Genomic DNA, 26,695 nt, shown 5'->3' with positions numbered 1-26,695 from the left:
TCGACGTGATACTCGTGGCGCGTCGGAACATCTCCTTGTCGCGGTGTCAGGTCGCAATCGCGGTCGCGGCCACGAAGTAGATGAGGATCGACAGCAGGTCTTGGACGACGGTGGCCAGTGGGCCGGAGCCGAAGGCGGGGTCGCGGCCCATCCGGTGGAACAGCCACGGCAGCACCATGGCGATGAGCGTGGCGATCGAGCAGGCCGCGAGCAGCGCCACCGACACGGCGGCGGCCACCCGAGGCTCGCCCCAGATCCCCAGCACCAGCGGATAGCTCAGCACCGCGAACAGCAGCCCGAGCACCACCCCGGTGAGGGTCTCGCTGGCGGCGACGCGGTGGATGCGGACGCCGACCGAGAGGCCTCGGATGATCAGCGCCTCGGTCTGGGTGCCGACGGCGTCGGCCAGGTAGACCACCCCGGGCACGAAGAACGCGATGAGCATCTGGGCGGTGAGCTGACGCTCGAACGAGGACACGATCAGCGCGGACACGAGCGCACCGGCCAGCCCGGCGAGCAGCCACGGCAGCCGGTGCCAGAGCCGGCGGCTCACGGTCTCGGTGGCGGCGGTGCGCGCCTCGGCCCCGGAGGCGAGGAAGCCGCCCAGGCGGGCCAGGTCCTCGTCGTGCTCGGCCAGCAGCACCGCCAGCAGCCGGTGCGGGGGCACGATGCCACGAAAGCCCCCGTCGGAGTCCACCACGGCGAGCGCGGCCTGGCCGTGGTGCACCGCCTGCCAGGCCGCGCGCTCCTGATCGGTGTCCAGGCCGACCATGGGTGGCCGAGGGTCCATCAGCTCGGTGACCGGTGCGGTCGGTGGCGCCGCGAGCAGCCGTTCGATGCCGACCAGCCCAGCCAGCCGCCCGTCCGTGCACACGGCGACCACCGAGGCGGAGTCGAACCGGTGGCCGCGCAGCCCGTCGAGCACCTCACCGGCCCTCGCCGAGGGGCCGACGACCGGGACGTTGGCCGAGAGGTGCGCGGCGGCCGTCTCCGCCGGGGCCGGGGCGTCGGCGCAGACGGCTGGGCCTCGGGTCAGAGCAGCCACCGCGCGCGCCCCACCAGGCGTTCCCAGGCCCGGCCCAGCCCCCTGGCGTGGCCGGCGTAGGCAGCCGCGCAGACGATCAGGGCCAGCGCGTAGATGATGTGGTAGTCCACGACCGGGTTGGTCGAGTCGGTGAGATCACCGGTGAACCCGAACCGGGCCGGCGGCCACTCCGCCGCCCACATGCCCAGCAGCATGACCGTGCCGGTCACCGCCGAGATGCGCAGCCCGATGCCGAGCATCACGGCCACCCCGATGCCGGCCAGGCCGACCATGAACAACCAGTCCGCCCAGGGCGCGCCCGCCCAGCCGGCGAACATCTCCCGCAGCGGGCCAGCCTTGAGATGGCCGAGGTAGCCCCGGGTCGGCGAGCCGCCGGCGACCCATGCCTGTGGGGCCGTGGTGTGGTAGCCCAGGCCGAACAGCTTGTCCAGGAAGGCCCACAGGAACACGAAGCCGATGCCGATGCGCATCAGGGCCAGCGCCCACCCGCCGGGCGGGTGTCGGGTGGCGGTCGTACTGGTCGGCTTGGGGTTCGGCTCCCGTCGGATGGAGTGCCGACCGGGCTCGATGGTCTCCTTGTCCTGCTCAACTGTCATCGTGATCCCCCGATGTTGGAACGGACGTTGTCGCCGACAGCGTCGTCCCGCGCGCCGGTGTCAGGTACCGGCGAAGGTCCCGTCGTGGTGGGGCCATCGATCCCTGGGCCGCGTTCGGGCTCGCGGCCCCGAGCGGGCAGAGCCGTTGGTCCCGCCGTCCGGGTTCGATCGCCCCTGCCGGTCGATCGGCCGTGTGCCTAGCCTCCGTGGCCTCATCGTCGGGCCACCGGAAAGGGTGAGCGAGATGTGCGACTGGGGTTGGGGCGGGGGATTTTCCGGAATGTCGGGTTGGGGGCCGTTGGGGATGATCCTGATGGTGCTCTTCTGGGGCGCGCTCATCGGCGTGATCGTGTGGGCCGCGGTCCGGGTGGCGCGAAGCCGCGAGGACCGGCCGGGCCACCAGGTCACGCGGGAGACCCCGGAGGACATCCTGGCTCGACGCTTCGCGCTCGGGGAGATCGACGCCGACGCCTACGAGCAGGCGCGGGGCCGGCTGGCCGAGCGGGGGGCCGGGGGCCGGGGATGACCGGCCGCGACCGGCTCGCCCCGGTCGTCCTGCTGGTGGCGGCCCTGGTGCTGCTGGGGACGTCGGTGGCGGCGGTCGGGATGGCCGGCCAGCGCGGGGGGACGACCGACGAGTTCGGCTACCTGGCCGGCATGGTCGCCCATCACGAGGAGGCGGTCGGCGCGGCGCGCCGGCTGGAGGGCTCGGGTCGCCCGGAGATGCGTGCGCTGGGCGCCTCGATCGTGGCGACGCAGACCGCCGAGATCGCCATGATGAAGGGCTGGCTGGCGGCGTGGTACCCGGGCCGGTCCGCCGAGGTGGCGTACCGGCCGATGATGCGCGACCTGTCCGAGCTCACCGGGGACGCGTTGGACCAGGCCTTCCTCCGGGACATGATCCCGCATCACATGACGGCGGTGATGATGTCACAACGGCTGCTCACGCGGGGCGCGATCCAGCATCCCGAGGTCACCGTGTTCGCCGCCCGGGTCCGGGACGCCCAGCACGCGGAGATCTTCCAGATGCGGGGCTACCTGACCGGCGGGTTTCGGGGTGGGCCGCACTGCGGAGCCGGGCCGGCTACCTGATCACCGCGACCGGGCATCGGGCGTGATGGAGCAGGGCGCGGCTGACCGAGCCGAGCCGCAGCTCGGCGAAGCCGCCGTGCCCCCGCGCGCCCACCACGACCATGGCCGCGTGCTCGGATGCGCCGGCGAGGGTCCGGGCCGGCGGCACCGGGATCGCCTCGCGGACCACGGTGACCTCGGGATACTTCGTCGTCCATGCCGCGAGCGCGTTCTCCAGCATGCGATCGCCGGCGGCGATCCGCTCGGCGGTGCGGTCCCAGCCGGGCGAGGCGGTGCCGGTGGTCAGCGGGCTGTGGTCGTGCCAGCCGTAGATCGCGGTCACCGGGGCGCCGTCGCGGGCGGCGGCCTGCATGGCGTACCCGATCGCGCGGTCGCTGCCGGGAGAGCCGTCCACCCCGACCACGACGCGTCGGCTGTTCGGGTCGGCGGCCTCCCGGACCACCACGACCGGGCCGTGGGCGTGCGCGCATACCTGCTGGCTCACCGAGCCGAGCAGCAGCCCGGACATCGCGCTGTGCCCGCGCGCGCCGAGCACCACCAGCTCGGCGTGCCGGCTGGCCGCGATCAGCGCCGGGGCCGCCGGCTCGTCCACGACCTCCGCCGTGACCGGCGCTGAGGTGATACGCCGGGCCTGGTTCCGGGCGGCGGTGACCACCCCTTGGGCGTGGTCGCGCATGATTCGTTCTTCGTCGGCGGTGGGCGGGACCTCGGTGCGCAGCGGGGGCAGTGCGTGCAGCAGGTGCAGCGGCGCCCCGCGCGCCTCGGCCTCGGCGGCGGCCCAGGCAAGGCCGCGGTCGCTGTCGGCGGAGGCGTCGATACCGGCGACGATCGCGCCCGACGGAACGTTCATGATTGCTCCCAGGGTCCGTTGTCTCATCCGGCTCGGCGGGCAGAGCGGGTGGTCAGCAGCGTGATCCAGCCGTTGAGGTCGGCGAGTTGGTCGTAGTCGTCCTCGTCGATGCGGATTCCGGTGCGCTCGCTGGTGCGGCTGACCACCGTGAGGAAGTCCAGCGAGTCCAGCCCGAGCGTCTCGCGGAGGTCGTCGTGCGGGTCGAGGCCGTCCAGCGTCGGCCCCGGGGCGACCGTGCGCAGCACGTCGCGGACCAGTTCGTTGGCCTGGACCTCGGTCTGAACGGGCGTGGTCATCTAGAGCTCCTCGGGTCGGTGTAGGCAACGTGCGATGTGGTGCAGCAGCCGGGCGCCGGTGGCGCCGTCGGTGGCGCGGTGGTCCGCGGACAAGGTGGCGGTAACGACAGGTCGGACCGTGACGGACCCGTGGTCGGTGTCGGTGTTCTCGGTGTCGTCGGCCCAGGGGCGGCGGCGGACGGCGCCGAACCCGACCAGCGCGACCTGCGGCGGGTGGATGACGCCGTGCACGGTGTCCACCCCGAGCTCGCCGAGGTTGGTGACGGTGAGGGTGGCGCCGCCGGCCTCGGAGGAACGCAACCGCGCGCCTCGGGCTCGTTCGGCGGCCCCCCGCACGGCGGCCATCAGCTCGTCCAGGCCGAGCGTGTCCGCGTCCCGAACGACCGGGACGACCAGGCCGCCGCCGCGCACCGACACCGCCACGCCGAGGTGCACGCCGTCGCCGGGCCGGAAGCCGTCGTCGACCCAGTGCCCGTTCAGCTCGGGCACGGCGCGGGCGGCGAGCGCGACGGCGCGCAGCAGCACCGCGGCCGGGAGCACGCGGGCGGTGACCGGGATGGCGCGGTTGTGGCCGCGCAGCCAGTCCAGCGCTCGCCCCATGTCGATGTCCTGGGACAGGTAGTAGTGCGGGATCTCCCGTTTGGACCGGGCCATCAGCGCGGCGGTCGCTCGGCGCTGCGCCACGCCGGGCGGCTCCGGTGGAAGCGTCAGCGGGATCTCCGGCGGTGGCGGGAACGTCGGTGCCGGCGCGGGGGGAGCGGCCGAGGCCGGCGGCGGGAGGTCGCGGGCGTGCACCGTCCCGTTGGGGCTCGACGCGGTGAGGGTGGCCGGGTCGATCCCGCGCTCGGTGGCCAGCCGGCGCGCGTAGGGCGATATCCGTGCCCGGACCGACGGCGGACGGGCGGTGGCCGGGGGCACCGCGTTCTCCACGTCGGCGCGGGTGATCAGCCCGCCGGGCCCGCTGCCCGGGATCGTGGCGAGGTCGATGCCGGCTTGCTCCGCGCGCTTGCGGGCCAGCGGGGACCCGATCCTCGGCCCAGCCGGCTCCGGCGCGAGCGTCGCCGGTGCGGTGGCGGGCTCGGGGTGCTCCGTCCGGGCTGAGCCGATGAGCGCCAGCGGGGTGCCGACGGCCACCTTCTGGCCCTGTTGGACCAGCAGCCGGTCCACGACCCCGTCCTCGAAGCACTCGACGTCGATGGCGGCCTTCTCGGTGTCCACCACCGCGACCACGTCACCCCGGCGCACCCGGTCGCCCGGGCCGACCAGCCACTCGACCACGGTGCCCTCGGTCATGTCCGCGCCCAGCGACGGCATCCGGAACTCGGCGCTCGTCTCGGTACTCATCTCTCGACTCGCAAGCTCGTCTCGGCCACGTCACCCAACCGCCCGGCGCACGGCGGCCACCACGTCGTCCGGCCCGGGAAGGGCCGCTTCCTCCAGGTGGCGGGGGTACGGCATGGGCACCTCGGCGCCGCAGACCCGTTCGATGGGGGCGTCCAGCTCGTAGAGGCCGTGCTCGGCGACCCGGGCGGCGACCTCGGCGGACAGGCTGCCGCTGCGCCAGGCCGCATCCACGATCACCAGCCGGTGGGTGCGGCGCACCGAGTCCAGCACCGTCGTCTCGTCCAGCGGGCGCAGCGTGCGCAGGTCGATGACCTCGGCCGCGACGCCGTCGGCGGCGAGCTGCTCGGCGGCGGTGAGGGCGGGCGCCAGCGAGCCGCCGTAGGCGACCACCGTGACGTCGGTGCCCGGTCGGCGCACGGCGGCCCTGTCTAGGTCCACCGGGCCCGCGTCCTCGGGCAGCTCGCCCCTGGTGCCGTACAGCGCGATCTGTTCGAAGATCAGCACCGGGTCGGGGTCGGCGAGCGCGGTGGCCAGCATGCCTCGGGCGTCGGCGATCGTGGCCGGCGCGACGATGCGCAGGCCGGGGATGTGCGCGTACCAGCCCTCCAGGCTGTGCGAGTGCTGCGCGGCGAGCTGGCGGCCGGCACCGGTGGCCATCCGGATGACCAGCGGCACGTTGAGCTGGCCGCCGGACATGTGCAGCAGGGTGGCGGCGTTGTTCACGATCTGGTCCAGGGCCAGCAGGCTGAAGTTGACCGTCATGATCTCCACGATCGGCCGCATCCCGCCCAGCGCCGCCCCGATCCCGGCGCCCACGAACGCGGACTCCGACAGCGGGGTGTCCCGGACCCGGTCCGGGCCGAACTCGTCGAGCAGCCCGGCGCTGACCCCGAAGCAGCCGCCGTAGCCGCCGACGTCCTCGCCCATGAGGAACACCCGGTCGTCGGAGCCCAGGGCGTCGCGCAGCGCGGCCCGGCAGGCCTCCCGGTAGGTGATCGTGTCGGTCATGACGGCTCCGAGGTGACGAAGCGGGTCAGGGTCTCGACCTGCTCGACCGGCCCGGCGTCGGCCGCCTCGACGGCGCGCTCGATCTCGGCGTCCAGCTCGGCCTCGATCTCGGTGCGCCGCGCGTCGTCGAGCAGCCCGTCCCGGCCCAGCACACCGGCCAGCAGCTCGATCGGGTCCCTCTCCCGCCAGGCGGCGATCTCGGCCTTGTCCCGGTAGCGGTCGGCGTCGTACATCGAGTGCGCGCGGAACCGGTAGGTGCGCAGCTCCAGGAAGCAGGGCCCGCCGCCGCCGCGGACGGTGTCCGACGCCAGCCGGGTGGCGTCGCGGACGGCGTCGACGTCCATGCCGTCGACCGGCCACGCGCGCAGGCCGTAGGAGGCGGCGCGCAGGGCGAGGTCGGTCTGTGCGTGGCTGCGGCGCAGCGGGGTGCCCATCGCGTATTGGTTGTTCTCGCAGCAGAACACGATTGGCAGCCGCCACAGCGCGGCCAGGTTGAGCGACTCGTGGAACTCGCCCTCGGCCGCCGCGCCGTCCCCGAACAGGCACGCGGTCGTCCTAGCCCGGCCCCGGATGGCATCCGCGAGGGCCAGCCCGACCGCGATCGGGATCCCGCCGGCGACGATCGCGTTGCCGCCGTAGAACCGGCGCTCGGCGTCGAACAGGTGCATCGAGCCGCCGCGTCCGGCGCTACAGCCGGTGGTGCGGCCGAACATCTCGGCGAGCACCTCGACCATCGGTACCCCACGGGCCAGCGCGTGGCCGTGCTCGCGGTAGGTGGACACCACCGCGTCCTCGCCGTCGAGCGCGCCGAGCACACCGACCGCGACCGCTTCCTCGCCCACGCACAGGTGCATGAACCCCCGGATCTGTTCGGCGCCGTAGAGCCGCACGCAGCGCTCCTCGAAGCGCCGGATGCGCAGCATCTCGGTGAACAGCTCCAGCCGGTGTTTCCCGTCCGGGGGAGGGCTCGACGGTGTCGTCATCGGGGGTTCACCTCCAGGGTGGACAGGTCGCCTTCCGGCAGGCCCAGCTCGCGCGCCCGCAGCAGCCGACGCATCACCTTGCCGCTGCGGGTGTGCGGCAGCGCGTCGTCGAACACGATCTGTTTGGGCGCCACCGCGCCCAGCGCCCGGCGGCCGAAGCCGAGCAGCTCGGTCCGCAGATCCTCGGTCGGTTCGATGCCCGCGCGCAGCGTCACGAACGCCTTGACCAGCTCACCGGCCACCGGATCCGGGGTGCCGATCACGCCGACCTCGGCGACCGCCGGGTGGGCCATCAGCGCGCTCTCCACCTCGAACGGCCCGACCAGGTGCCCGGCCGACTTGATCACGTCGTCGGCCCGGCCGACGAACCAGTACCAGCCGTCCTCGTCGCGGCGGGCGACGTCCCCGGACAGGTACCAGCCGCCGGCGAAGCAGGCCGCGCTGCGCTCCGGGTCGTGCAGGTAACCGCGGAACATCGACGGCCAGCCCGGGCGCAGCGCCAGCTCGCCCTGTGCCGGCCCGTCCAGCACCCGCACCCGCCCCTGGTCGTCCACCCGGGCCCGCCCGTCGGGCCCCTGCTCCAGCAGCGCGGCCTCGACGCCGGGCAGCGGCCGTCCCATCGACCCGGGCCGGATCTCGGCGGCCAGCAGGTTGCTGATCATGATGGCGCCGGTCTCGGTCTGCCACCAGTTGTCGTGGATGGGGCGGCCGAGCACGTCGGCGCCCCAGCGCACCGCCTCCGGGTTGAGCGGCTCGCCCACGCTGGCGATCAGCCGCAGCGCGGACAGGTCGTGCCGGGCCGCCTCGCCGGGGCCGTGGCGCATGAGCATCCGGATCGCCGTCGGCGCGGTGTACCAGACGTTGACCCGCTGCTCATCGAGCACCCGGTACCAGCGCCGGGAGTCGAACTCGCCGGAGTCGCTGACCATCGTGGCCCCGACCACCAGCGGCGCCACGATCCCGTACGAGGTGCCGGTGACCCACCCGGGGTCGGCCGTGCACCAGAACACGTCCTCGGGCCGCAGGTCCAGGGCGAACCGGGCGGTGGCGTAGTGCGCCACCACCGCCTCGTGCACGTGCAACGCCCCCTTCGGCCGGCCGGTGGTGCCGCTGGTGAAGTGCAGCAACGCCGGGTCGTCCGGGGCGGTGGGTCCGATCGTGAAATCCGGGGACACCTCGGCGAGCCGCGCGGCCAGGTCGATCCCCTCGTCCCCGCCGACCGGCTGGTCCCCGTCCGGGGCGACCAGCAGCACGTGGCGCAGCGCGGGCAGCCGGTCCCGAATGGGCGCCACCGTGCGCCGATACAGCGCCGGGGTAGTGACCAGCACGGACGCCTCACCGAGCCGCATCCGTTCGGCCACCGGCTCCGGCCCGAACGCGGAGAACAGCGGCGACACCACACAGCGGGCCTTGAGCGCGCCGAGCACCGCCACGTACAGCCCCGGCACCCGGCCCAGCAGGGTGAACACCCGCTCGCCCGGCGCGACTCCCAGCTCGGTGAGCACGCCGGCGAACCGCGAGGTCAGCGCGGCGAGATCCCGGTAGCTGAAGGTGCTGGTCCCGGACCGCCCCAGCCAGCGCAGCGCCACCTTGTCGGCCACCGCCGGGTCCGACAGGTGCCTGTCCAGCGCCTCATACGCGATGTTCAAACCGGCACCTCCGGGCAGCCCGGCCAGCTCCGCGCGAGCGTCCGCCCACCGAAACCGCGGGCACGCCTCGGCGTAGTCGCTCAGGTTCGCGGTGGGCTCGAGCGTGGTACGCCTGCCGTCCATGCGATCACTCCCCGGATCCGGTCAGGCCTTGGCGGACGCCGTGGCCAGGTCCTGGGCTGGCTCCGGCAGGGTCTGCCAGCGGGCGGAGAGCCGTTTGGCGAGCGTGGACATGGTGGTGTATTCCAGCTCGTCGAGGGGCAGCCGGTGCGGCTCGAACGGGCCGTGCGCGCGCAGGTAGTCCATGACCTCGTTGGCCCGTTGCCGCGCGCGGTCGAACGACGGGTCGGCGAACATGTCTCGCGGCCCGACCAGCCGCCCCTGCGTGACCTGGAAGCCGAGCCCGACCACCCGGGGCGGCCCGTCGAACCGAGACGGCGTGGCGTCGGGGACCGACACCGGCATCAACGGCGCGTGGTGCGACCCGCGCATGCACCCGGCGACGGTCCACGGCGTGGCGAACGGCTCGAGCACCTCGCCGACCGCGGGCAGCCCCGACTGGCAGCGCACGATCATCACCGGGTCGTCCTTGCCGACGTACTTGCCGGCGATCAGCGACAGCCGCTGGGTGCTGGTGGCCGCCGCGGTCTCGCCCAGCGCCCGGGACCGGACGGTGTGCACGACGTAGCGGGCCGGGGCGCCGATGAACATCAGCAGCTCGTAGAGCTCCTCCGGGCAGCTGAACACGATCCGGGCGTGCTCGTACAGGTCGTAGACCTCGAACTCGAAGCCGGCGTGCATCTTGGAGTCGATCACCAGACCGGCGGTGTTGAACGGGTCGGCGAACATCTTGTACAGCGGCAGGTTCCAGGCCCCCGGCTCGGTCTTGTCGGCGAGGAAGCACAGCACCGGCTCGGACGGGCGCTCCTCGAACTCCAGCTCGGCGTAGCCGGGGCCGAGCCCGCGCAGGTTCCCGGAGAACGAGTCGGACAGCAGGTCCTGGCCGGCGCCGTACAGCCCGAGCTCCCTGGCCTTGGCGGTGGTCGCGAGGAAGGTGTCCCAGGCGAAGGAGTGGATGTCCGTGCAGTCCGGCCCCCGTCGATGGGTCATCACCAGCGACACGTCGTCGCCGCACGCCGCCGTGGTGCCGTCGACAAGCAGCCCTTCCCGCACCGCCCGCTCGACCGCCGCCCTGGCCACCGCCATCAGCTCGGGGTGCACCGCGCTGTGCCCGACGAATCCGCCCGTGTCCGCCTTGATAATGCTCAACGTCAGCATCGAACTCTCCCGCCTAGGTCGGCTTGTGCCCCGACGCTGCTCCGGCGCCCCCGCCGCTGCTAGTGCCCTTGGTCCCGACGTTCCCGGGACGCTCGGACCGAGTGCCGGACGGCTGCCGAAGGGCCCGGCTTGTCGGTACCCGAGGCCCTATCCGAGGTGGCAGGCGTCGCCAGAGGGTGACCGTTGGGCCGGACACGACGACTGTGGGATGTGATGACCTTGGAGTCGAGTTTCCGCGAATCGGTCGAATACGCCCGACAACGACTGCGCCAGGCGGCCAGCGCCGGCCGGCCGGTCGAGGTGCACCGCCGCGCCGCCCCGGTGCTGGAGCTGCTGGACCACGCGCGCGCGGAAGGCATCGATGCGAGCGGCCCGGCCGCCCGAGCGAAGCCGGCATGACAAGGTGGTGAGCCTGCGGACCTGGGTGTTGCGCGACCTGTACGCGGGCACCGGGTCGGTGGCTTCGGTGTACTTCGACCTGCGCGCCGGCGGGGACCAGGTGTTCACCCGCTGGCACGCGGTCGTCGAGGACCTGTCCCGGCAGGGGGCCGGCCGTGGTCTGGTCGGGGTGCTGCGGGCCGGCGTTCTGGGCACGGTGCCGGGTCGGGGCGTTCTCGTCATGTTCGCCACCGATTGTCGGATCCTGCTGGGCGTGGTGATGCCGGAAGCCTCGGCGCCCGAGCGCGCGCGTTACGGCTTGCCGCACCTGCTGCCGTTGTTGGCCTGGCTGCAGGGCCGCCCCGCGCACGTGGTCGCGTTGCTGGATCGCACCGGCGGAGCCATCGTGGTCCACCCCGGCGGCGCGGCCGCCGACCGGGGCGCCGAACAGGTCGTAGAGGTCGTGGTGCCGCTGCAGCGCCAGCGCCCGAGCCTTCTGTCGATCACCGCTGGTGGCCCTCGGCTCGGCGAGGGCTCGTGCCAGGCCTCGGCCGGGCGGACCGCCTTGCTGTTGGCCGCGCTGGACGAGGAAAGGCGCCAAGGTGGGCTGGCCGTGGTGGGCGCGGGGGGGACGCTGGACGCGTTGGCGCGGGGCCGGGTCCGCACGTTGCTCCTCTCCGACGATGTGGCGGACACGGGGGGAGCCGCCCCGGCGCGCATGGCGTGGTACGGCCCGGCGCCCGCCGACCACGCGCTGGAGCCCGAGCCGCTGAGCGGGCTGGGGGCGGGGTGGCCGAGGCGCGGACGGCTTGTCGACGTCGCCACGCGTGCCGCGTTGGGCTGCGGCGCGGAGGTCCACGTGCTGCCGACCGACGCCACCAGGGAGGTCGTTCCGGAGGGGATCGCGGCGCTGTGCCGTGACCCGGCGCCGCCGAGGTGGCCGAGCTCGACGTGACGCACGCGTTGGGGGCCAAAGGTCCCCGAGGGCCGGTGACCCGAGGCACCTGCTTGCCCGCGCGGATCGCGGCACCGTGGTGGCCACATTCGTGGCCTCGACGGAGGTGGGCTTGCATGGGTTCCGCTGTCAGGTCGCGGGCGATCCGCGCGGAGAGCAGGTTGGTCGTCGGATACCTGTCCGCGGTTGCGGTACTGCTGGCCGAGCGTGGCGTCCCGGTGCGTGCGCTGTGTGTCGATGGGCCGGACGCATTCGCGGGCTCCTTGACGTTGGACGCTCCGCATGAGCGCGCCGGCGGTCGGGGCGCGGTGTGGAACCCGACCCGACTGCACTGGGAGGCGGCTACCGGCTGGTCGGCCAGCCTGAGCCGCCGCGACCACGAGCATCTCGATGCCGCGGTGCGTTATCTGCCCAGCCAGCAAGTCGTCCCCGCGCCGGTCACCGTCGCTCATTTGGTGGTCGCGCTGCGCGCCGATCCCGACACCCACCGGGCCTCGGCCTTGCTTCCCCACCTGCACCAGATCGATCGCAGGCTGCTCGTCGCCCGGCTGTCCGGGTTCGAGCCGTTCGAGCCGCGACGCTGACGCCCTCCCCACCCGCTCGGGGGCGATGGCCTTGCGGCCCTTCCGGCCGGTGCGTTAGGCCCCCGAGAGTGATGTCCGCGGTACCCGATGATCGGGCTGTTCGTCCGTGTCCCGCGTCACCTCGCGCGGCGCATGCTCAGCACCGTTGGCGAAAGCGCGGGAGGATCCGAGATGAGCAGCAAGCCCAGCGTTGTCAAGGCCCGGCACCTGGCGGACGGGCGGTTGGCCGCCACGCTCGCCGCCGAGGACGAGGCCGAGGACGCCGGCCTGGATCCGCTGGAGCGGATCACCTGCCGCACCCACCGGCGGTGGCTGCACCACTGCATCTCATCTCCGGTGCACGTCATCGTGGTGACCGGCCACCGGTGGTGCCGCTCGTGCCAGGCCGAGGCCTCTGTGGCGGTCGACGAGCTCACCGGGGACGTCCGCGTCACCTGCACGCGATGCGGCCGCGTCCCGGTCGGGCGGGCCACGCGCCAGATCATCCGAACCTGCACCGCCAGCCTCGCCGCCGCCCTCGACCAGCGCCGGCCGATGCCTCCAGTCAGCGAGGGTCGAGCTACGCGGACAGGCCCGCCGGCCACGTTGCGTCCGGCGCCGGCGCGCGGGAGCCGGGCACGATGACGACGGGGCACGGGATGCCGACGGGCGGCGCGTCGGCGAACGTACCGCCCGGGTCGCCGCCGACCACGACCAGCGCGGCGTTGTGCGCGGCGACCATCAGCGCACCCAAGGCGCCGGTGGCTCCCGGCAGGTGCTCCAGATCGATCGGCTGACAGCCGAAGTCCGCGTCCAGCAGCCGCCGCGCCGCCCCGACCGGGTCGTTCGCCTCATCGCCGGAACAGCCCACCAGGTGCAGGTGAGTGCGCCTGGTCAATGCCTCGCGCGCGGCCCACACCTGCGCCGACATCGATCCGGTGCCCACTATCGACGGCCGGCCGAGCGGCCGATAGGGACGAAATACCTACGCGATCACGGACGAGGACCGCACGGGTTCCGCCGAGGGCCGCACCCGTCCGGCAGGGCCGCGAGCTCGGCCCGCAGCGCGGGGGCGATCTCGGCCAGGTCCGGACAGGCGTCGGGGTCGCCACAGACCGTCACGGCGAGGACCCCGGCGTAGGAGAGGGCGGCGAACACCACCGGCACGTTCCCGGCGGTCGCGGACACCGGGATGATGTCGGTGATCTCCATTCCCAGGAACGCCTGTCGGGTCGTGGGCCCGCGCAGGTTCGTCACGAACGTGCTGACCAGGGTCTGGTGGTTGGCGAACCACCGAAACAGGCCCAGCGCCGCGAGCGCGCGGACCAGCGGTGCCCACAGGGCCGAGGACGCGGCGCGAGCGGCGAGCTTGCGGGTGGCGGTCACGCGGGCGACCCGCTCGAGTCGTCGGCCTCGGTCGCCGGTGGCCGGCAGCGCGACGGGAAAGGAGCCGACCCGGTTGCCGGGTGCGCCGGGCTGTCCGTCGGGCCGGGCCGAGACCATCACCGAGGCGACCAGCGTGTCCACCGTCTCGCCCCGGCGGCGCAACACAGCGCCGAGCGCCCCGGCCACCGCGATGAGGATCGCGTCGTTGACCGTCGCGTGGCAGGCGTGCGCCGCCGCGTGCACCTCGGCGAGGTCCGCTCGGGCGACGGCCAGCCGACGGCGGGGCCCGGTCGGCCGGTTCAGCGAGCTCGGTGACGGTCGGACGCGCAGTCCCGACCGGGCACCTGCCATCGCGCCGCGCAGCATGGCCAGGCCCCTGCGCAGCCGTCCGGGCACCCGCGCCCGGGACGCCCACGCGTCGGCGTAGAGCGCGGCGGCAGACGGCGGCGGGCTGGGGAACCCTCGGTCAGCGGGACCGGGCGGGGCGCCGTCCAGCAGGCGGGCGAGGAGCGCCAGGCCGCTGACGCCGTCGGCAAGGACGTGGTGGAACACGATGACCAGCGCGGCGCGACGGTCGGCCAGCCCGGTGACGAGCGTCGCCGCCCAGGGGGGATGCGCGAACGCGAGCGAGTCGGTGACCAGCCCGGCGGCGACGTCCCACAGCGCGGCCTCGTCACCAGGTGCCGGACACACCACGTGCCGCACGTGCCGCTCGATGTCGAACTCCGCGTCGTCGACCCAGACCGGACGGCCGGCGCCGGGCGGAGTCCACATCAGACGCTGGCGCAACCGGGGCACCGTCCGGACCCGGGTGTCGAACGCGGACCGGACGGCGGCCAACGACGGAGGTGACCCGGGCCCCAACATCAGGATCACGGCGGTCTGCACCGCGGCCGGGCCGGTGCCGGCCGCGAGCTGCAGTAGATCCGCCGAGCTGGCGCGCTCGATCGGGACACGGTGCCGCATGACGCTCCTGAGGAAGTGGATCCGACAGTGTCGGCCCGCCGAACCTCGCCGCGCGCGGGTCGAACGGCCCCTCGCCGTCAGCAAATGGCCCAGATTTCGCCGACCGGTTCTTCACGGGCAGACCGAAGGTCATCGGGGTGTGTGCACTTGCGGCCCTGTGTGGGATGCGTGGCGCTCGAAAGGATGGTGGTCGATGCCCGAAGTCGCGTCGGAGGCCACACCCGTTGGAGGCCGCGATGTCCGCTGTCCCGCCCGGTGCCGCGCACACCGACCAGGTCGAGCCCGATGCCGTGCTCGACCGAGCCCATCCCGACACGCCGCCACGATGGTCGCCGTGTTGGCCTCAGTGGTGGCCGCCGGCGGGCTCGCCAGGTGCCTTGGCGCGGCACCGCGAGCCCGTGCCGGGTCAGGCGGCCGACGACCTGGCCAGCGCGTAGCCGGTCACGATTTGCGGTTCGATCCGGATCACGTGGTCCATCTCCCGGCTGACCCACGGCCGTAGCAGCCGCTCGTAGCGGGCGGCTAGGTCCGGTTCGCCGACCCGGTGTGCCCAGCCGGTGACGACGACGCTCCATCCCAGATGCGTGTCGGGGTCGATGGAGTCGGCTTCGTAGGCGACCACCTCGCCCAACCGGGACAGCACCGCCGCGCCCAGGTGGGTCCGGATGATCACGTTGCCGGCATCCACGATGTGGTTGACCGGGCGAATGGCCGGCATCGCGTTGTGGGTGAACACCACCCTGCCCAGCGACACGCTGCCCAGCAGGCGCAACGACTCGTCCTCGTCCAGCCGCCGGAGCCGTCTCGGCTCGCTCTTCCCTGGGGTGCGCCCGGGGAGGGTCGGTTCGGATCCGTGCGAGCTCACCGATACCGGATCCGTTCGGCGCGCATGGCCGGTTGCGGGGGCATCGGCCGCTCGGCGGGGGTGATCAGTCCGTAGTGGCCGTCGTAGCGGCGGTACAGCACGGCGGCCCGGTCGGTATCGGCGTTGCGGAAGAACTGGAACGCCAGCTCGGTCCTGCCCAACCGGGCCGCTGCCTGGTCGGGCGTGTGGCGCGGCACCGGATGGACGCTGACGGACAGCGGCAGCACCGTCCGGGGTGACGGAGGGACCAGGCCATCGAGCAGGGCCAGTCGGTACCCGGTCGGGCCGACCCGGTAGACCACCGCATCCTGGCCGGTGAGGTCGTCGGTGAACAGGTAGAAGTCGTGGTCGCCGGTGTCCATCAGCAGCGCGGCATGCTCGGCGGTGCAGCGGGTCAGTGGGTAGCTCTTGGCCCGGGTGATCGTGCGGTGATCGGGCGGGCGGTCGACCGGTTGCGGGCGTGGCCGGTGCGGCGGCCAGGGACGGCCCTGGAGCGGCTGGGCCAGCCGAGCCAACTGCTCGCCCAGCCGCCGCACCAGCGGCCGGCTCGCCTCGGCGACGAACCGGGCCGCCACCTGCGCCCGGATCGGCTGGCCCTTGAACTCCAGGTTCGCCTGCGCCAACACGGCCCACGACAGGCTTCGGTGCTGCATCACCGTGAGCTTGACCCGCGCCGAGTCCCAGCATTCCGGCAGCCGCCCGAGAAACGCTGCCATCCGAAGGCGCACGTGCTCCCGTGAGTCCGCCAACACGTCCCGTGAGGCATCCACCGTGATGCCATTGAGGATCACCGGATCGACCACGCCGGCGTTGCCCCCTTCCCGCTCGGTCCTGACTGGTTGCGAAAGTCTTGACCGGCTACGGACCTTGCGTCGAGGGACCAAGGTCCCCGGTAGGGCCCTGTCGCTCGGCTCGTTGGGCGCCGAGGGCCGCGAGGATGGGCTGGGCCAGGTCCAGGGGCATCGGGAAGACCACGGTGGAGCGTTGGTCGCCGCCGATCTCGACCAGGGTCTGTAGGTAGCGCAGCTGGATGGCGGTGGGGCTGCGGCCGAGGGTCTGCGCGGCGTCGTAGAGGTTCTCGGCGGCCTGGGCCTCGCCCTGGGAGTTGATGACCTTGGCGCGGCGTTCTCGCTCGGCCTCGGCCTGGCGGGCGATGGCGCGCTGCATGGGCTCGGGGATCTCGACGTCCTTGATCTCGACGGTGGTGACCTTGATGCCCCAGGGTTCGGTTTGCTCGTCGATGATCTTGCGGAGGTCAACGTTGAGGCGGTCGCGCTCGGCGAGCAGGGTGTCCAGGTCGGCGCGTCCGAGGACGGATCGCAGGGTGGTCTGGGCGATCTGGGAGGTGGCGACGCCGTAGTTCTCCACCTCGGTGATGGCCTTGATCGGGTCGACGACCCGAAAGTAGGCGACCGCGTTGACCCGTACCGGGACGTTGTCGCGGCTGATCAGCTCCTGCGGCGGGATGGTCAGGGTGACCGTGCGCAGGTCGACCCTGACCATGCGTTCGGCCAGCGGGATCAGCCCGATCAGGCCCGGGCCCCGCAGTGGCAGGAGCCGGCCGAGGCGGAACACCACCGCGCGTTGGTACTCGCGCAGCACTCGCATGCTCGCCACGGTCACAACGGCCGCGACGGCTGCGGACACGATCCAGATCATCGGTCGCTCCCGGTGGGGGTGTTCGGGCGCTGTCCGCGCAAGCGCAGGCCGGTCGACGGGCTGGGCGCGGGGAAGTTGGCAGGGGTGGCGCGCAGGTGGCCGGTGAGCCACCAGGCGGTGACTGCGGTCAGGGCGGCCGAGGCGGCGAGCGGGATCAGATCGGCCGATTCGTGCCAGCGGACCAGCTCGACGGCGGTGAGCAGGCCGGCGAGCGCCACCAGGGCCAGCGCAACGACTCGGTGGAAGCGGCCGGCCTCGGAGTGCGGCCACGGATCGAGCGGGCGCACCACCTCCCGGCCCAGGTGGGAGGTGGTGCAGCGGTGCTTGGTGGGGCACGCGTTGCAAATGTGCGGTTTCGCGCGGTAGCGGACCAGACGGCGTTCGTCGTCGTAGGAGTGCGGCCAGAGCATCTGGTCCTCCGGGCACACCCAGTGGTCGTGCTCGGCGTGGTAGGTGAACCCCGCGGTGCGGTATCGCTCGGAGCGGTGGTGGGCGTGCCGGGCCAGCGCGTCCAGGCCGGCCGAGGCGGCCAGCAGGAAGACTGCGTAGCCGGCGGCCAGCAGCGGCTCGAGGTGCGGGAAGGTCATCGCCGAAGCCCGGTCGGCTCGTCGACCCGCTCGGTCAGCTCGGTGAGCTCGGCGTAGAGCGGATGCTCGGGCTCCTCACCGGTCAGGCGACGAACGGTGTGGCCGATGGTGTGGCGCAGCCCGAGCCAGGCGATCCAGGCGAAGGGCAGTGCGCCGCCGACGATGAACACCACGTCGCCCGGGAGGCGCAGCCATTCGAGCAAGCTGTTGGTGGGATCGCTGATGAACTTGAGCTGGCGGGCGTCGAAGTAGCCGGTGTTCACCGAGTGGTAGAGCTGCAGCATCCCCAGCGGCAGCAGGGTGGCGAAGCACATCCAGGCCAGCCCGACGTTCAGCGACCAGAACGAGACCTTCGCCAGCCGTTCGGGCCAGCGCTCGGCCGGGATGAGGTAGCGCAGGCAGAACAGGCCCAGCCCAACCGCGAGCATGCCGTAGACGCCCATCATGGCCGCGTGTCCGTGGTTGGCGGTCAGCGCGGTGCCGATCTCGTAGTACGACACGATGGGCAGGTTGATCAGGAACCCGAAAACGCCGGCGCCGAGGAAGTTCCAGAACCCCACGGCGACCAGGAACATCACCGCCCAGCGGTGCGGGAACGGGGTCTCGGACCTGGCCTCCTGCCGCGCGCCGAGCTGCAGGAAGCTCCAAGCCTCCACGGTGAGGAAGGTCAGCGGGATGACCTCGGCGGCGGAGAAGAACGCGCCGAGGGCGAGGTGCTCGGCGGGCTCGCCGTTGAAGTACATGTGGTGCATGGTCCCGATCACGCCGCCCACCGAGTAGAGCACGATGTCGAGGTAGATGACGGTCAGCGCGATCCGCTCGCGCACCACGCCGAGCAGCACGAACATGTAGGCGACCATCACCGTGGTGAACAGCTCGAGGAAGTCCTCCACCCACAGGTGCACCACCCAGAACCGCCAGAACTCGGCGGCGGTGAAGTGGTCGTCCGAGCGGGCCAGCAGGCCGACGGCGTAGACGGCGGGGATGGCCAGGCCGGAGAGCAGGAACAGCCACGGCATGTTGCCCGGATGCTCGCGGCGCAGCCGGTGGCGCATTCCTCGGAACAGGATCACCGCCCAGAGCGCCATGCCGGCGGTCAGCAGGATCTGCCAGAGTCGGGGCAGGTCCAGGTACTCGAACCCCTGGTTGCCGATCAGCGACCCGGTCTGGGTCCGGCCGTGGATGCTGAGGTACTCCGAGGCCAGGCTGCCGAACACCACCACGGCCAGCCCGCCGAGCAGCACGTACGACAGCGTCGCCTGGCCGCGTGGTTCCCGGCCGGCGATGATCGGGGCCAGGAAGATTCCGGCGGCCAGGAACGCCGCCGCGACCCAGAACAGCGCGAGCTGCAGGTGCCAGGTCCTGGCCAGGTTGAACGGCAGAATCTGGGCGAGGTCCAGGCCGAAGAAGCTGGTCACCTCGGCCCGGTAGTGCTCGGAGGCGGCCCCGAGCAGCGTCTGGACGACGAACAGCGCCGCCACCACCGCGAAGAACCAGGCGGTGGCCCGTTGGGCCGGGGTCAGCGCCACCTCGCCGGGCGCCCGGAAGGAGATCGCCTCGGCCTGCCGTCCGCGCCAGCCGAGCCGGTCCCCCCACCGGCCGAACACCGCGAACAGCGCGCCGATGCCGCCCAGCAGCGCGATCAACGACAACACGCTCCACACCACCACATGGCCGCTCGGGCGGTTGCCCACCAGCGGCTCGGGCGGCCAGGAGTTGGTGTAGGAGTAGTCCAGGCCGGGCCGGCGCGCCGAGGCCGCCCAGGACGACCACGCGAAATACGACGTCAGCTGGTGGATCTCGGTGGGGTCGGTGATCGCGCTCGGGCGCAGCCCCTTGTCGGTGCGCGGATCGCCGAAGTACCCGGCGTAGTAGCGCCGTAGCTCGGCGAACGCCGAAGCCTGGGCCGCGCTGAAGCTCAACGTGTCGGTCTGAGGGTCGTAGCGGTTGGCCTGGAAGTCGCTGATCACCTGTTGGCGTGCCTGGTCCGAGCCGCCGTAGGTGGCGACCGCGAGCTCGGCGGCGCGGTGCAGGTAGTCGGCGGTGAAGTCCGGGCCCAGATAGGCGCCGTGGCCGAAGATCGAGCCGTACTCCATCAACCCGGCGCGCAGGAACACCTGCTGGCCGGTGCTCACGTCCTCCCGGTTGAACAACACCTGGCCGTCGGCGCCCACCGTGCGCGCCGCGATCGGGGGCTCGGCGGTATAGGTGCGATACGCCAACAGCCCCAACACTCCAAAGCCGAGCAGCACCACCAACGCGACGGCCTGAATCCATCCCTTGCCGACCAACAGCTCCCTGCGCGTGACCCCTGTCGTCATTGCCGGTAATCCCCCCGAGAACGACCAATGGATTGTCTCGGGCAGCACGGTACGGACGCATCGCGTCATGTGTTGACGTCCAAGGTCACCGCGATACGGGGACTTTGGTCCCAGGCGGTACAGGAGTAATTGCATTTCTGTTCCGAGGGCGAATTAGGAACATTCCGGTCGTCGAGAAGGTGTCGGGACTCGCGCGTTTCATTCCCGCCGGATTGTCGGCACCGGGAGGTGACCGAGGCCCGTTCGAGGCGGTGACCGAGTGCCCTGTCCCGGATGGGCCGTCGCGGCCAGGCTTGTCGTGGTCGTGAGCAGGAGAGGACCGCTCGAAATGATCAATCCTACCGAGGTCCCGGCCGCCGCGGCGTTGGTCGAGGAGGTCACGAAGGCGCAGCTGTTCGCCCAGCTGCCGTCGGCGGAACAGGTCCTGATCTCACGCGCCGCGCGCACCGTGAGCTTCGCCGCTGGGCGCCGGCTGTTCTCCGAGGGCCAGCCCGCTCACGGTTGCTGGCTGATCCGCGCCGGCCACGTCGCCCTCGACGCGCACGTCCCGGGCCGGGGCGCCGTGGTGGTGCAGACGCTCGGGCCGGACGAGGTGCTGGGCTGGTCCTGGCTGGTGCCGCCGTACCGCTGGCACTTCGGGGCCACCGCGATCGAGCCCATCAGGGCGATCGAGCTGGACACCGTGCAGCTGCGGGCGCTCGCCGAGCAGGACCCGCGCTTCGGACACCGGCTCACGCTCGCGCTGTTCGAGGCGCTGCTGGGACGGCTGCAGGCCACCCGGGCGCGCCTGGTGGACCTCTACCAGAACGCCAGTCACCAACGTTGACGGTGGTGTGTGATGCAGCCCGACCAGCGGCCGAGGAAGAACTCGAAAGCGGACACCGGTCGCATGCCCAGGCGTCCCACCGACCGGATCGAGGACCTGGTGGCCAGCGTGCTGGCGTTGCTGCTGTTGGTGAGCGTCATCGCCGCGGCGGCGATCGGCATCCACGTGCACGCGGGCGTGCGTGAGCTGGCCCGTGTGCAGGCCGCCGCCCGTACCCCGGTCACGGCTACCCTGACCCAGGGCACCCCGAGCCCACGCGGCGGCGAGACCGCCGTGACCGCCAAGGTGCGGTGGACCGGTCCGGACGGTGTCGAACGCGTGGGCGACGCCCAGGCGCGCACCGGGCTGAACGCCGGCGCCCCGGTGGCGATCTGGGTCGATCGGTCCCAGCACGTCGTGCCCCCACCGGCCGGCCCCACCGACGCCCTGATCGCCGGGATTGCCCTGGGCGCCACCCTGATCGCGGCGGCGATCGGCCTGGTTGCGCTGGCCTGGGCGGGCACCCGCCGCCTGACGATGGCCCGCAACTGCTCGCGGTGGCAGCGGGAATGGGCGCGGGTCGAGCCGACCTGGAGCACCCGCTACCGCTGAGCTCCCCGCCCGGTGCGAGCGCGGGTGCCGGTGTGCCTGTGGTGTTGGTGACCAAGGGCCGCTGTGGCCGGAGCCTGGCGTTCCTAACGTGAGTCGCGTTGCCCGCCGCTGGACGGGCCCGGATGCGCCGTTGGGGAGGCCGGGATGAGCAGGATGGTTGGTCGGCCGGTGGTGGCCGGTGTGGACGGGTCGGAGTCGAGTCGGCGGGCCGCTCGGTGGGCCGCGGCGGCGGCCGCGCGGCGGAAGGTCGCGCTGAGCCTGGTCCATGCGGTCGATGTGACCCCGTACACCGCCGCGGCCGGGTACGTCCCGCCGCAAGGGCTGTTCGAGGCGCTGCTGGACGAGGGCCGGGAATGGCTGCTCACGGCGAAGGCGGAGATCGGCGCGGCCTACCCGGCGTTGAGCGTCGAGGTGGAGGCCGAGATCGCGCACCCCGCGCGGATGCTGCTGGCTCGCTCGGAGCGGGCCGGGCTGGTCGTGCTGGGCGCGAGTGGGTCGGGCGGCCTGGCCGGGGTGCTCGCCGGATCCACCGCGCTCGCGCTCGCCGCGCACGGGCGGTGCCCGGTCGCGGTGGTCCGAGGGCCGGAGCCGGGTCTGGCGCCCCCGGACGATGGGCCGGTGGTGGTCGGTGTGGATGGCTCGCCGGACAGCGAGGCGGCCGTCGCGATCGGGTTCGAGGAGGCCTCCCTGCGCGGCGCGCGGCTGATCGCCGTGCACGCCTGGAACGGGTTCGATCCCGACGAGTACAGCGCGGTGCGGCGGTTCGTCGACGACTGGGCCAGCATCGAGACGAGTGAACGGGAGGTGCTGGCCGAGCGGCTGGCCGGCTGGCGGGACAAGTACCCCGACGTCGACGTGCGGCGGGTCGTCTCGCGGCGGCGCCCGGCGCCGTGCCTGCTCCGCCACGCCGCCGGCGCGGCGCTGCTCGTGGTCGGCAGCCGGGGACGGGGCGGGTTCACCGGCATGCTGCTCGGCTCGACCAGCCGGACCCTGGTCCAGCACGCCCCCTGCCCGGTCATCGTCGCCCGCCCGGCGGCCGGCCGCTGAGCCGGGCGGGAGGACGAGATGAGCGTGGTCGGTGAGGCGGTGGTCGCGGCGGTGGGCTTTACCTGGTTCGGGATGGTGCTGGGAATCTCGTTCCTGGAGGCGCCGTTGAAGTTCCGGGCACCCGGGGTGTCGCCGCGGCTGGGCCTGGGCATCGGGCGGGTGGTTTTCCGTGCGCTGAACCGGATCGAGGTCGGGCTCGCCCTGGTGCTGGTCGGCGGGGTTGCGCTCTGGCCGCACCGGGTTGCCACCGTCGCGGCGGTCGGGTCGGTCGTCGTGGTGCTCGCGGCGCAGCTGCTGCTGGTCCGGCCACGGCTGAGCCGCCGGTCGGACCGGGTGCTGGCGGGGGAGGAGCTGCCCCGGTCCCGCACTCATCACGCCTACGTGGTGCTGGAAGCGGCCAAGCTCGCCGGGCTCGCCGTGGCCGCGGGCAGCGTTCTGGCAGGGGCCTGAACCGGCCGGTGTGGGACTACCGGCCGGTGGTTGAGGACTTGTGACCATGGGGCCGGCGCCGTCGGGGGCGCACGATCGGAGCATGGTGAGCGCGATGCCGGAGGCGTTGTCGGTCGATGCCTCGGCGCTGAGTCCCGGTGCCCGTGCGGTGGTCACGAGGGCGGTCGCGGCGGCGCCGTTGTTGTGCGGCGCCGCGCCGCGTGGTGTGCAGGTGGTCCAGGGCGCGTTCGAGCTGTGGGCTGACGTTCGGCAGTGGCGGCCGGCGAGCGAGGCGGCGGACCGGGGGTTGCGGTTGGCCGGCGGGGCCGCCCTGTTCAACCTGCGGCTCGCCGTCGCCACCCTCGGGCGCCGGCCGGTGACCGTGCTGCTGCCCTTCCCGGAGCGTCCCGAGGTGCTCGCGGTCGTGCGGATGGCGGAGCGTGCGGCCCCACCCCCGGGATGGTGCCGGCTGTACGAGGTTCTGACCGGCCTCGGCGTGCGGCGAGCGCGCCACCAGGGCCCGGCGCCGGTGGCGATGCGCCCGGCGCTGCGTCGCGCCGCCGAGATGGAAGGCGGCTGGCTGACGGTGCTCGACCCGGGCGCGTCGGACGACCGGCTTCGCGAGCTCATCGAGTGGCGATGCACCGAGTGGCCGGGCCTCAGGGTCGGCGCGCCGGCGCCCCGGGAGCGGCGCGGAGGTGTGATCGGTGTGCTGAGCTCGTTCCACGACCTGCCGGTCGGTCAGGTCCGTGCCGGAGAGGCACTGCAACGCGTCGCCCTCACCGCCGCCGCGTACGGGTCGCCCACCTCGTTCGCGCCCGCCGCGCTGGCCAACCCCGCGATGCGCGCCGACCTCGGCCGGAGGCTGGGCCACCACCTCTGTCCCCAGCTCGTGCTGCGCTTCGGCTCACCGGCCACCGAGACCCGCCCGGGCGGGTTCGTCGGCGCCGGCCGCGTCGCCGGAGGACCCGGGCCGGACCACGGTGACGGGGCAGGTGGCGTGTAGGACGCAGTACAGCGCCACCGAGCCGAGCGGCATCCGGGTGTAGCCGCGGCCTCGGTGACCGACCACCAGCAGGTCCGCGTCCCGCGCGGCGGCGACGAGCGTCGGTCCCGCCGAGCCGGGGCAGATCATCAGTTCCGTCTTCGGTTCGTCCGGGTCGCCACCGAGCGCGGCGTCGATCACCCGCTGGGTCTCCGCCCGCACGGCGTCGGCGACCCCGGATCCACCCGCCGGAAAGGGCTCCCCGTAAGCGAGCGCCCACAGCTCCGGTGGCTCGTAGGCGCTGACCACCCGCAGCGCGGCGCGGCGCCAGGTGGCCTCGCGGACGGCGTGGCGCAGCGCCGCGCGCGACGACAGCGAGCCGTCCACGCCGACGACCACCAGACCCGGGGTGTCAGCCATCGTCGGTTCCTCTCTCAGCGCGGGAGGTCTTCGATCGTGTCGGCCGGGGCGCGGCGGGGCGTGGCCGGCGGCGGTGGCCCGCTCGGCGCCCAGCCCACCCTGATGATCAGTTGCGGGCTGAGGGTGCCGCCGAGCACGGCGTCGCGCAGGTAGCGGCGGGTGGTGCCGATCTCGAGCGGTTGGCTGAGCGGGCAGGTGGCCAGCCCGGACTCGGTGGCCGAGAGGAGCACCGCGCTGAGCGCTTCGCCGGCGCGCAGTTGGGAGAGCGGATCGTCGGAGGTGGCGCCGAGCACCAGCAGCCGCGCCCGGTCGGTGCCGGCGCTGTGGTCGGCGAGCTCGCCGGGGCGGAACCGGCGGCCGGCGGCGACGCCGCCGGGGTTCGCCGGTAGGTTCGCCGTCGGGATGCCGTCGGGGCTGGCGTCGCGGCCGGTCCAGAGCGCGAGCTCGGTGTCGTAGCCGGATATCTCGGACTGGGCCTTGGCCGCCTCGCGGATCGCGTGCATGACCTGGTTGTGCGCCCGGGTGTCGCCGATGACGCGCAGCGTGGCGCCCTGGGCGGCCGCGGCCGAGGTGAGTTCGGCGAGGAACGCCTCGGGCACCGGCCAGTCGTGGTAGGACCTGCGGTCGGTGCGGCGCGTCGAGATGGCCGAGGCCAGGCCGAGGTCGGCCCCGGGGGCTCGTCCGGAGCGCAGCTCGACCGCGGCGAGGTGGTCGGGCTCGTCGGGGTTGGGCATCCGGCGCACGGTGGCGCCGACCCCGGACGCGGCGAGCGCGATCCGCAGGTGGTGCAGGACGGCGCCGCAGCTGAGCATCAGGTCGCGGCCGTCGTGGTCGGTGGCGGGCAGCCAGCGGCGCAGGTCGGCGTACAGGTGCACGCTGCGCTCGCCGAGGTACCAGCGCCACGGCTGGCTGTTGTGGACCGAGGGCGCCCGGGATGCCAGCTCGATGGCCCGGCGCACGGTGATCTGGGAGTGATCGAGTCTGGCGATGTTCATGCACGCAGTGTTGGGGACCGGGCGGGCGGGTGAAACGGCCGGTGGGCCCCTGGGCGAGGGACTCACGGCACCCTTCGGCGCCGGCGCCGGTCAAGTAGGGACCGAATACCCCGAGGCCTGGGGCTTTCACGGCTGGTCGCGGTGGGATGCGGACCGGATCCTGGCGGCGGACGACGAGGTACGAGGTTGGGGAGACGACGTGGACACGCACGGGACTGTCGTGGTCGGGGTGGATGGGTCCGAGGGGTCGCTGGCGGCGCTTCGGGTCGCGGTGGACGAGGCGCGGCGGCGCTCGGCGCTGTTGCGGGTGGTGACGGCGTACGAGGTGCCGACCTACTGGGCGCTGCCCGCCGGGCCGCCGACCGGGGTCACCCGGGAGGAGATCGCCCAGGATGCGTTGCGGGCAGCCCAGGCCGAGGTGGACCAGTTGCTGGCCGGTGACCCGGCGGCGCCGAAGGTGGACGTCCTGGTCGCTGCCGGGCCGGCGGCGAAGGTCCTGGTCGAGGCCGCTGCCCAGGCCGACCTGCTGGTCGTGGGTCATCGCGGCCGGGGCGGGTTTGCCAGCGTGCTGCTCGGTTCGGTCGGGCTGGCGTGCGTGCTGCACGCGCCGTGCACCGTGACGGTGGTGCGGTAGCGGGAACGATGGGCGTCGGGATCGAGGTCGAGCCGGGGGTCGTTGTGGTCCGAGTCGACGGTTCGGCCCCCTCCTACCCGGCGCTGCGGTACGGCTCCGGCTGTAGGAGCGAGCGCGACGGTCGGGACGCCGGGCGGCTCGTCCGGGCGGTGGGTGACGATGAGCGCGGCCCGCTCTGGGTCACGCCGCGAGGGCAGGGTCCGAAGTCCCGAGGCGGGACGACACCCGACCCGATCTTCCGTCGGTGACTTTGGTCCTTCCGATCACCGTCGTTCGGCATCGCCTCCCTCGCCCCGGCGGGTCGTACCCTGAGCCCAAAGTCCCGCCCGGAAGGGGTGTCGAGAAGTGCTCAACGTCTTCCTCGTCGACGATCACGAGGTGGTTCGTCGCGGCGTGGCCGACCTGCTCGACGCCGAAGCGGACCTGACCGTGATCGGGCAGGCGTCCTCGGTGTCCGAGGCGCTGGCCCGCATCCCGGCGCTGCGCCCCGACGTGGTGGTGCTGGACGTGCGGCTGCCCGACGGCAACGGCGTCGAGCTGTGCCGCGAGCTGCGCTCCAAGATGCCCGAGCTGAACTGCCTGATGTTGACCTCGTTCACCGACGAGCAGGCCATGATGGACGCCATCCTCGCCGGCGCCGGCGGCTACGTGATCAAGGACATCAAGGGCATGGAGCTGGTCTCGGCGGTCCGCACGGTCGGCTCGGGCCGCTCGCTGTTGGACAACCGGGCGGCCGCGGCGCTGATGGCCCGGCTGCGCGCCAGCGTCGAGGAGCCCGGTCCGCTGTCCGGGTTGACCGACCGCGAGCGCACCCTGCTGGAGCTGATCGGCGAGGGCCTGACCAACCGCCAGATCGCGCAGCGGATGTACCTGGCGGAGAAGACCGTCAAGAACTACGTGTCCCGGCTGCTCGGCAAGCTCGGCATGGAACGACGCACCCAGGTCGC

At 73.1% G+C, this 26,695-nt stretch carries 31 protein-coding genes; 13 read left to right on the top strand and 18 right to left on the bottom strand.

Annotated features, from left to right (window positions below; translation table 11 throughout):
* Window positions 1-46: 46 nt before the first annotated feature.
* Together N912_RS0146810 and N912_RS0146805 are read right to left on the bottom strand one after the other, a co-directional pair.
* A complete protein-coding gene (locus tag N912_RS0146810) occupies window positions 47-1,045 on the bottom strand; it encodes a magnesium transporter (protein WP_245645952.1) in 999 nt (332 codons plus the stop codon).
* The gene (locus N912_RS0146805; RefSeq protein ID WP_028927854.1) at window positions 1,033-1,641 is read right to left on the bottom strand and encodes a DoxX family membrane protein; all 609 of its coding nucleotides are present in this window, start codon (window positions 1,639-1,641) and stop codon (window positions 1,033-1,035) included. Before N912_RS0146805 ends, N912_RS0146810 begins: the two co-directional genes overlap by 13 nt.
* Window positions 1,642-1,885: 244 nt before the next feature.
* Here N912_RS0146805 and N912_RS0146800 point away from each other — a divergent pair, with 244 nt between their 5' ends.
* Together N912_RS0146800 and N912_RS59200 are read left to right on the top strand one after the other, a co-directional pair.
* On the top strand, window positions 1,886-2,167 hold the full coding sequence (locus tag N912_RS0146800) for an SHOCT domain-containing protein (protein WP_051581774.1): 282 nt from the start codon (window positions 1,886-1,888) through the stop codon (window positions 2,165-2,167).
* Window positions 2,164-2,733, top strand: coding sequence for a DUF305 domain-containing protein (locus tag N912_RS59200; RefSeq protein ID WP_051581771.1), 570 nt, complete (start codon window positions 2,164-2,166; stop codon window positions 2,731-2,733). Before N912_RS0146800 ends, N912_RS59200 begins: the two co-directional genes overlap by 4 nt.
* Here N912_RS59200 and N912_RS0146790 read toward each other — a convergent pair.
* From N912_RS0146790 to fbp, 7 genes are read right to left on the bottom strand one after another with little or no spacing between them, the layout of a single operon-like run.
* Window positions 2,726-3,583 carry a universal stress protein gene (locus tag N912_RS0146790; RefSeq protein WP_028927852.1) on the bottom strand — a complete coding sequence of 286 codons (858 nt, stop codon included), beginning with the start codon at window positions 3,581-3,583 and terminating at the stop codon, window positions 2,726-2,728. The two genes, N912_RS59200 and N912_RS0146790, sit on opposite strands and share 8 nt — an antisense overlap.
* A 23-nt stretch (window positions 3,584-3,606) precedes the next feature.
* Window positions 3,607-3,879 (bottom strand): acyl carrier protein, encoded by a 273-nt coding sequence (locus N912_RS0146785; protein WP_028927851.1) that lies wholly within the window; start codon window positions 3,877-3,879, stop codon window positions 3,607-3,609.
* Window positions 3,880-5,223 carry a dihydrolipoamide acetyltransferase family protein gene (locus N912_RS0146780; RefSeq protein WP_037070256.1) on the bottom strand — a complete coding sequence of 448 codons (1,344 nt, stop codon included), beginning with the start codon at window positions 5,221-5,223 and terminating at the stop codon, window positions 3,880-3,882.
* Window positions 5,224-5,253: 30 nt separating this feature from the next.
* Window positions 5,254-6,231 (bottom strand): alpha-ketoacid dehydrogenase subunit beta, encoded by a 978-nt coding sequence (locus N912_RS0146775; protein WP_028927849.1) that lies wholly within the window; start codon window positions 6,229-6,231, stop codon window positions 5,254-5,256.
* A complete protein-coding gene (pdhA, locus tag N912_RS0146770) occupies window positions 6,228-7,214 on the bottom strand; it encodes a pyruvate dehydrogenase (acetyl-transferring) E1 component subunit alpha (RefSeq protein ID WP_051581770.1) in 987 nt (328 codons plus the stop codon). The genes N912_RS0146775 and pdhA overlap by 4 nt, the downstream gene beginning before the upstream one ends.
* Window positions 7,211-8,986, bottom strand: coding sequence for an acetate--CoA ligase (acsA, locus tag N912_RS0146765; RefSeq protein WP_028927847.1), 1,776 nt, complete (start codon window positions 8,984-8,986; stop codon window positions 7,211-7,213). Before acsA ends, pdhA begins: the two co-directional genes overlap by 4 nt.
* Window positions 8,987-9,007: 21 nt before the next feature.
* Window positions 9,008-10,141 carry a fructose-1,6-bisphosphate aldolase/phosphatase gene (gene fbp / locus N912_RS0146760; protein ID WP_028927846.1) on the bottom strand — a complete coding sequence of 378 codons (1,134 nt, stop codon included), beginning with the start codon at window positions 10,139-10,141 and terminating at the stop codon, window positions 9,008-9,010.
* A 213-nt stretch (window positions 10,142-10,354) separates the two neighbouring features.
* On the opposite strand from fbp, the gene N912_RS0146755 reads away from it, so the two are divergent.
* The 4 genes from N912_RS0146755 (at window position 10,355) to N912_RS63050 (ending at window position 12,682) form a co-directional block, all read left to right on the top strand.
* Window positions 10,355-10,540, top strand: coding sequence for a hypothetical protein (locus N912_RS0146755; RefSeq protein WP_028927845.1), 186 nt, complete (start codon window positions 10,355-10,357; stop codon window positions 10,538-10,540).
* Window positions 10,541-10,547: 7 nt separating this feature from the next.
* On the top strand, window positions 10,548-11,474 hold the full coding sequence (locus tag N912_RS0146750) for a hypothetical protein (protein ID WP_156994428.1): 927 nt from the start codon (window positions 10,548-10,550) through the stop codon (window positions 11,472-11,474).
* Window positions 11,475-11,635: 161 nt separating this feature from the next.
* Entirely contained in the window at window positions 11,636-12,058 is a 423-nt protein-coding gene (locus tag N912_RS0146745) for a DUF6292 family protein (RefSeq protein WP_156994427.1), read from the top strand.
* Between the two features lie 171 nt (window positions 12,059-12,229).
* Window positions 12,230-12,682 (top strand): hypothetical protein, encoded by a 453-nt coding sequence (locus N912_RS63050; protein WP_245645951.1) that lies wholly within the window; start codon window positions 12,230-12,232, stop codon window positions 12,680-12,682.
* On the opposite strand, the gene N912_RS0146735 is transcribed toward N912_RS63050, so the two are convergent.
* The 7 genes from N912_RS0146735 to N912_RS59180 form a co-directional block, all read right to left on the bottom strand.
* A complete protein-coding gene (locus N912_RS0146735; RefSeq protein WP_156994426.1) occupies window positions 12,618-12,968 on the bottom strand; it encodes a hypothetical protein in 351 nt (116 codons plus the stop codon). The two genes, N912_RS63050 and N912_RS0146735, sit on opposite strands and share 65 nt — an antisense overlap.
* 62 nt (window positions 12,969-13,030) lie before the next feature.
* Window positions 13,031-14,389, bottom strand: coding sequence for a wax ester/triacylglycerol synthase domain-containing protein (locus N912_RS0146730; protein ID WP_028927840.1), 1,359 nt, complete (start codon window positions 14,387-14,389; stop codon window positions 13,031-13,033).
* Window positions 14,390-14,795: 406 nt separating this feature from the next.
* The gene (locus tag N912_RS0146725; protein WP_028927839.1) at window positions 14,796-15,254 is read right to left on the bottom strand and encodes a pyridoxamine 5'-phosphate oxidase family protein; all 459 of its coding nucleotides are present in this window, start codon (window positions 15,252-15,254) and stop codon (window positions 14,796-14,798) included.
* Window positions 15,251-15,970 carry a sigma 54 modulation/S30EA ribosomal C-terminal domain-containing protein gene (locus N912_RS59195; protein WP_156994425.1) on the bottom strand — a complete coding sequence of 240 codons (720 nt, stop codon included), beginning with the start codon at window positions 15,968-15,970 and terminating at the stop codon, window positions 15,251-15,253. Before N912_RS59195 ends, N912_RS0146725 begins: the two co-directional genes overlap by 4 nt.
* Before the next feature lie 142 nt (window positions 15,971-16,112).
* Complete coding sequence (locus tag N912_RS59190) at window positions 16,113-16,901, bottom strand: slipin family protein (protein WP_211261644.1); 789 nt, start codon at window positions 16,899-16,901, stop codon at window positions 16,113-16,115.
* An 8-nt stretch (window positions 16,902-16,909) separates the two neighbouring features.
* The gene (locus N912_RS59185; RefSeq protein ID WP_051581767.1) at window positions 16,910-17,500 is read right to left on the bottom strand and encodes a hypothetical protein; all 591 of its coding nucleotides are present in this window, start codon (window positions 17,498-17,500) and stop codon (window positions 16,910-16,912) included.
* Window positions 17,497-19,821 (bottom strand): nitric-oxide reductase large subunit, encoded by a 2,325-nt coding sequence (locus tag N912_RS59180; protein ID WP_037070254.1) that lies wholly within the window; start codon window positions 19,819-19,821, stop codon window positions 17,497-17,499. The genes N912_RS59185 and N912_RS59180 overlap by 4 nt, the downstream gene beginning before the upstream one ends.
* A 328-nt stretch (window positions 19,822-20,149) precedes the next feature.
* Between N912_RS59180 and N912_RS0146700 the strand changes: the two genes are divergently transcribed.
* The 5 genes from N912_RS0146700 (at window position 20,150) to N912_RS0146680 (ending at window position 23,720) form a co-directional block, all read left to right on the top strand.
* Window positions 20,150-20,647 (top strand): Crp/Fnr family transcriptional regulator, encoded by a 498-nt coding sequence (locus N912_RS0146700; RefSeq protein WP_084212050.1) that lies wholly within the window; start codon window positions 20,150-20,152, stop codon window positions 20,645-20,647.
* Window positions 20,648-20,710: 63 nt separating this feature from the next.
* Window positions 20,711-21,238 (top strand): Rv1733c family protein, encoded by a 528-nt coding sequence (locus N912_RS59175; protein WP_156994424.1) that lies wholly within the window; start codon window positions 20,711-20,713, stop codon window positions 21,236-21,238.
* Between the two features lie 144 nt (window positions 21,239-21,382).
* Complete coding sequence (locus tag N912_RS0146690) at window positions 21,383-22,285, top strand: universal stress protein (protein ID WP_028927837.1); 903 nt, start codon at window positions 21,383-21,385, stop codon at window positions 22,283-22,285.
* Window positions 22,286-22,303: 18 nt separating this feature from the next.
* Entirely contained in the window at window positions 22,304-22,735 is a 432-nt protein-coding gene (locus tag N912_RS0146685; RefSeq protein ID WP_028927836.1) for a hypothetical protein, read from the top strand.
* 82 nt (window positions 22,736-22,817) lie between these two features.
* Window positions 22,818-23,720, top strand: a complete 903-nt coding sequence (locus tag N912_RS0146680) for a hypothetical protein (protein WP_028927835.1) — start codon at window positions 22,818-22,820, stop codon at window positions 23,718-23,720.
* Here N912_RS0146680 and N912_RS59170 read toward each other — a convergent pair.
* Entirely contained in the window at window positions 23,622-24,119 is a 498-nt protein-coding gene (locus N912_RS59170; RefSeq protein ID WP_051581765.1) for a universal stress protein, read from the bottom strand. The two genes, N912_RS0146680 and N912_RS59170, sit on opposite strands and share 99 nt — an antisense overlap.
* A 14-nt stretch (window positions 24,120-24,133) precedes the next feature.
* Window positions 24,134-25,114, bottom strand: a complete 981-nt coding sequence (locus N912_RS0146670) for an Acg family FMN-binding oxidoreductase (protein ID WP_028927834.1) — start codon at window positions 25,112-25,114, stop codon at window positions 24,134-24,136.
* Between the two features lie 199 nt (window positions 25,115-25,313).
* On the opposite strand from N912_RS0146670, the gene N912_RS0146665 reads away from it, so the two are divergent.
* The gene (locus tag N912_RS0146665) at window positions 25,314-25,748 is read left to right on the top strand and encodes a universal stress protein (RefSeq protein ID WP_028927833.1); all 435 of its coding nucleotides are present in this window, start codon (window positions 25,314-25,316) and stop codon (window positions 25,746-25,748) included.
* Between the two features lie 345 nt (window positions 25,749-26,093).
* A partial coding sequence (locus N912_RS0146660) for a response regulator transcription factor (RefSeq protein ID WP_028927832.1) occupies window positions 26,094-26,695 on the top strand: 602 nt, incomplete at its 3' end.

This window comes from Actinospineispora acaciae DSM 45401, assembly GCF_000620785.1.
Lineage (GTDB): Bacteria > Actinomycetota > Actinomycetes > Mycobacteriales > Pseudonocardiaceae > Pseudonocardia > Pseudonocardia acaciae.
Note: the sequence above shows the minus strand (reverse complement) of the source record. Positions and strands in the feature narration are given on the sequence as shown.

Bases quoted from the DNA above. Each gene is read 5' to 3' on its own strand.
- N912_RS0146805 (WP_028927854.1), bottom strand. From the start codon at position 1,641: ATGACAGTTGAGCAGGACAAGGAGACCATCGAGCCCGGTCGGCACTCC.
- N912_RS0146800 (WP_051581774.1), top strand. From the start codon at position 1,886: ATGTGCGACTGGGGTTGGGGCGGGGGATTTTCCGGAATGTCGGGTTGG.
- N912_RS59200 (WP_051581771.1), top strand. From the start codon at position 2,164: ATGACCGGCCGCGACCGGCTCGCCCCGGTCGTCCTGCTGGTGGCGGCC.
- N912_RS0146790 (WP_028927852.1), bottom strand. From the start codon at position 3,583: ATGAACGTTCCGTCGGGCGCGATCGTCGCCGGTATCGACGCCTCCGCC.
- N912_RS0146785 (WP_028927851.1), bottom strand. From the start codon at position 3,879: ATGACCACGCCCGTTCAGACCGAGGTCCAGGCCAACGAACTGGTCCGC.
- N912_RS0146780 (WP_037070256.1), bottom strand. From the start codon at position 5,223: ATGAGTACCGAGACGAGCGCCGAGTTCCGGATGCCGTCGCTGGGCGCG.
- N912_RS0146775 (WP_028927849.1), bottom strand. From the start codon at position 6,231: ATGACCGACACGATCACCTACCGGGAGGCCTGCCGGGCCGCGCTGCGC.
- pdhA (WP_051581770.1), bottom strand. From the start codon at position 7,214: ATGACGACACCGTCGAGCCCTCCCCCGGACGGGAAACACCGGCTGGAG.
- acsA (WP_028927847.1), bottom strand. From the start codon at position 8,986: ATGGACGGCAGGCGTACCACGCTCGAGCCCACCGCGAACCTGAGCGAC.
- fbp (WP_028927846.1), bottom strand. From the start codon at position 10,141: ATGCTGACGTTGAGCATTATCAAGGCGGACACGGGCGGATTCGTCGGG.
- N912_RS0146755 (WP_028927845.1), top strand. From the start codon at position 10,355: ATGACCTTGGAGTCGAGTTTCCGCGAATCGGTCGAATACGCCCGACAA.
- N912_RS63050 (WP_245645951.1), top strand. From the start codon at position 12,230: ATGAGCAGCAAGCCCAGCGTTGTCAAGGCCCGGCACCTGGCGGACGGG.
- N912_RS0146735 (WP_156994426.1), bottom strand. From the start codon at position 12,968: ATGTCGGCGCAGGTGTGGGCCGCGCGCGAGGCATTGACCAGGCGCACT.
- N912_RS0146730 (WP_028927840.1), bottom strand. From the start codon at position 14,389: ATGCGGCACCGTGTCCCGATCGAGCGCGCCAGCTCGGCGGATCTACTG.
- N912_RS59195 (WP_156994425.1), bottom strand. From the start codon at position 15,970: ATGGCAGCGTTTCTCGGGCGGCTGCCGGAATGCTGGGACTCGGCGCGG.
- N912_RS59185 (WP_051581767.1), bottom strand. From the start codon at position 17,500: ATGACCTTCCCGCACCTCGAGCCGCTGCTGGCCGCCGGCTACGCAGTC.
- N912_RS59180 (WP_037070254.1), bottom strand. From the start codon at position 19,821: ATGACGACAGGGGTCACGCGCAGGGAGCTGTTGGTCGGCAAGGGATGG.
- N912_RS0146700 (WP_084212050.1), top strand. From the start codon at position 20,150: ATGATCAATCCTACCGAGGTCCCGGCCGCCGCGGCGTTGGTCGAGGAG.
- N912_RS59175 (WP_156994424.1), top strand. From the start codon at position 20,711: ATGCCCAGGCGTCCCACCGACCGGATCGAGGACCTGGTGGCCAGCGTG.
- N912_RS0146690 (WP_028927837.1), top strand. From the start codon at position 21,383: ATGAGCAGGATGGTTGGTCGGCCGGTGGTGGCCGGTGTGGACGGGTCG.
- N912_RS0146685 (WP_028927836.1), top strand. From the start codon at position 22,304: ATGAGCGTGGTCGGTGAGGCGGTGGTCGCGGCGGTGGGCTTTACCTGG.
- N912_RS0146680 (WP_028927835.1), top strand. From the start codon at position 22,818: ATGGTGAGCGCGATGCCGGAGGCGTTGTCGGTCGATGCCTCGGCGCTG.
- N912_RS59170 (WP_051581765.1), bottom strand. From the start codon at position 24,119: ATGGCTGACACCCCGGGTCTGGTGGTCGTCGGCGTGGACGGCTCGCTG.
- N912_RS0146670 (WP_028927834.1), bottom strand. From the start codon at position 25,114: ATGAACATCGCCAGACTCGATCACTCCCAGATCACCGTGCGCCGGGCC.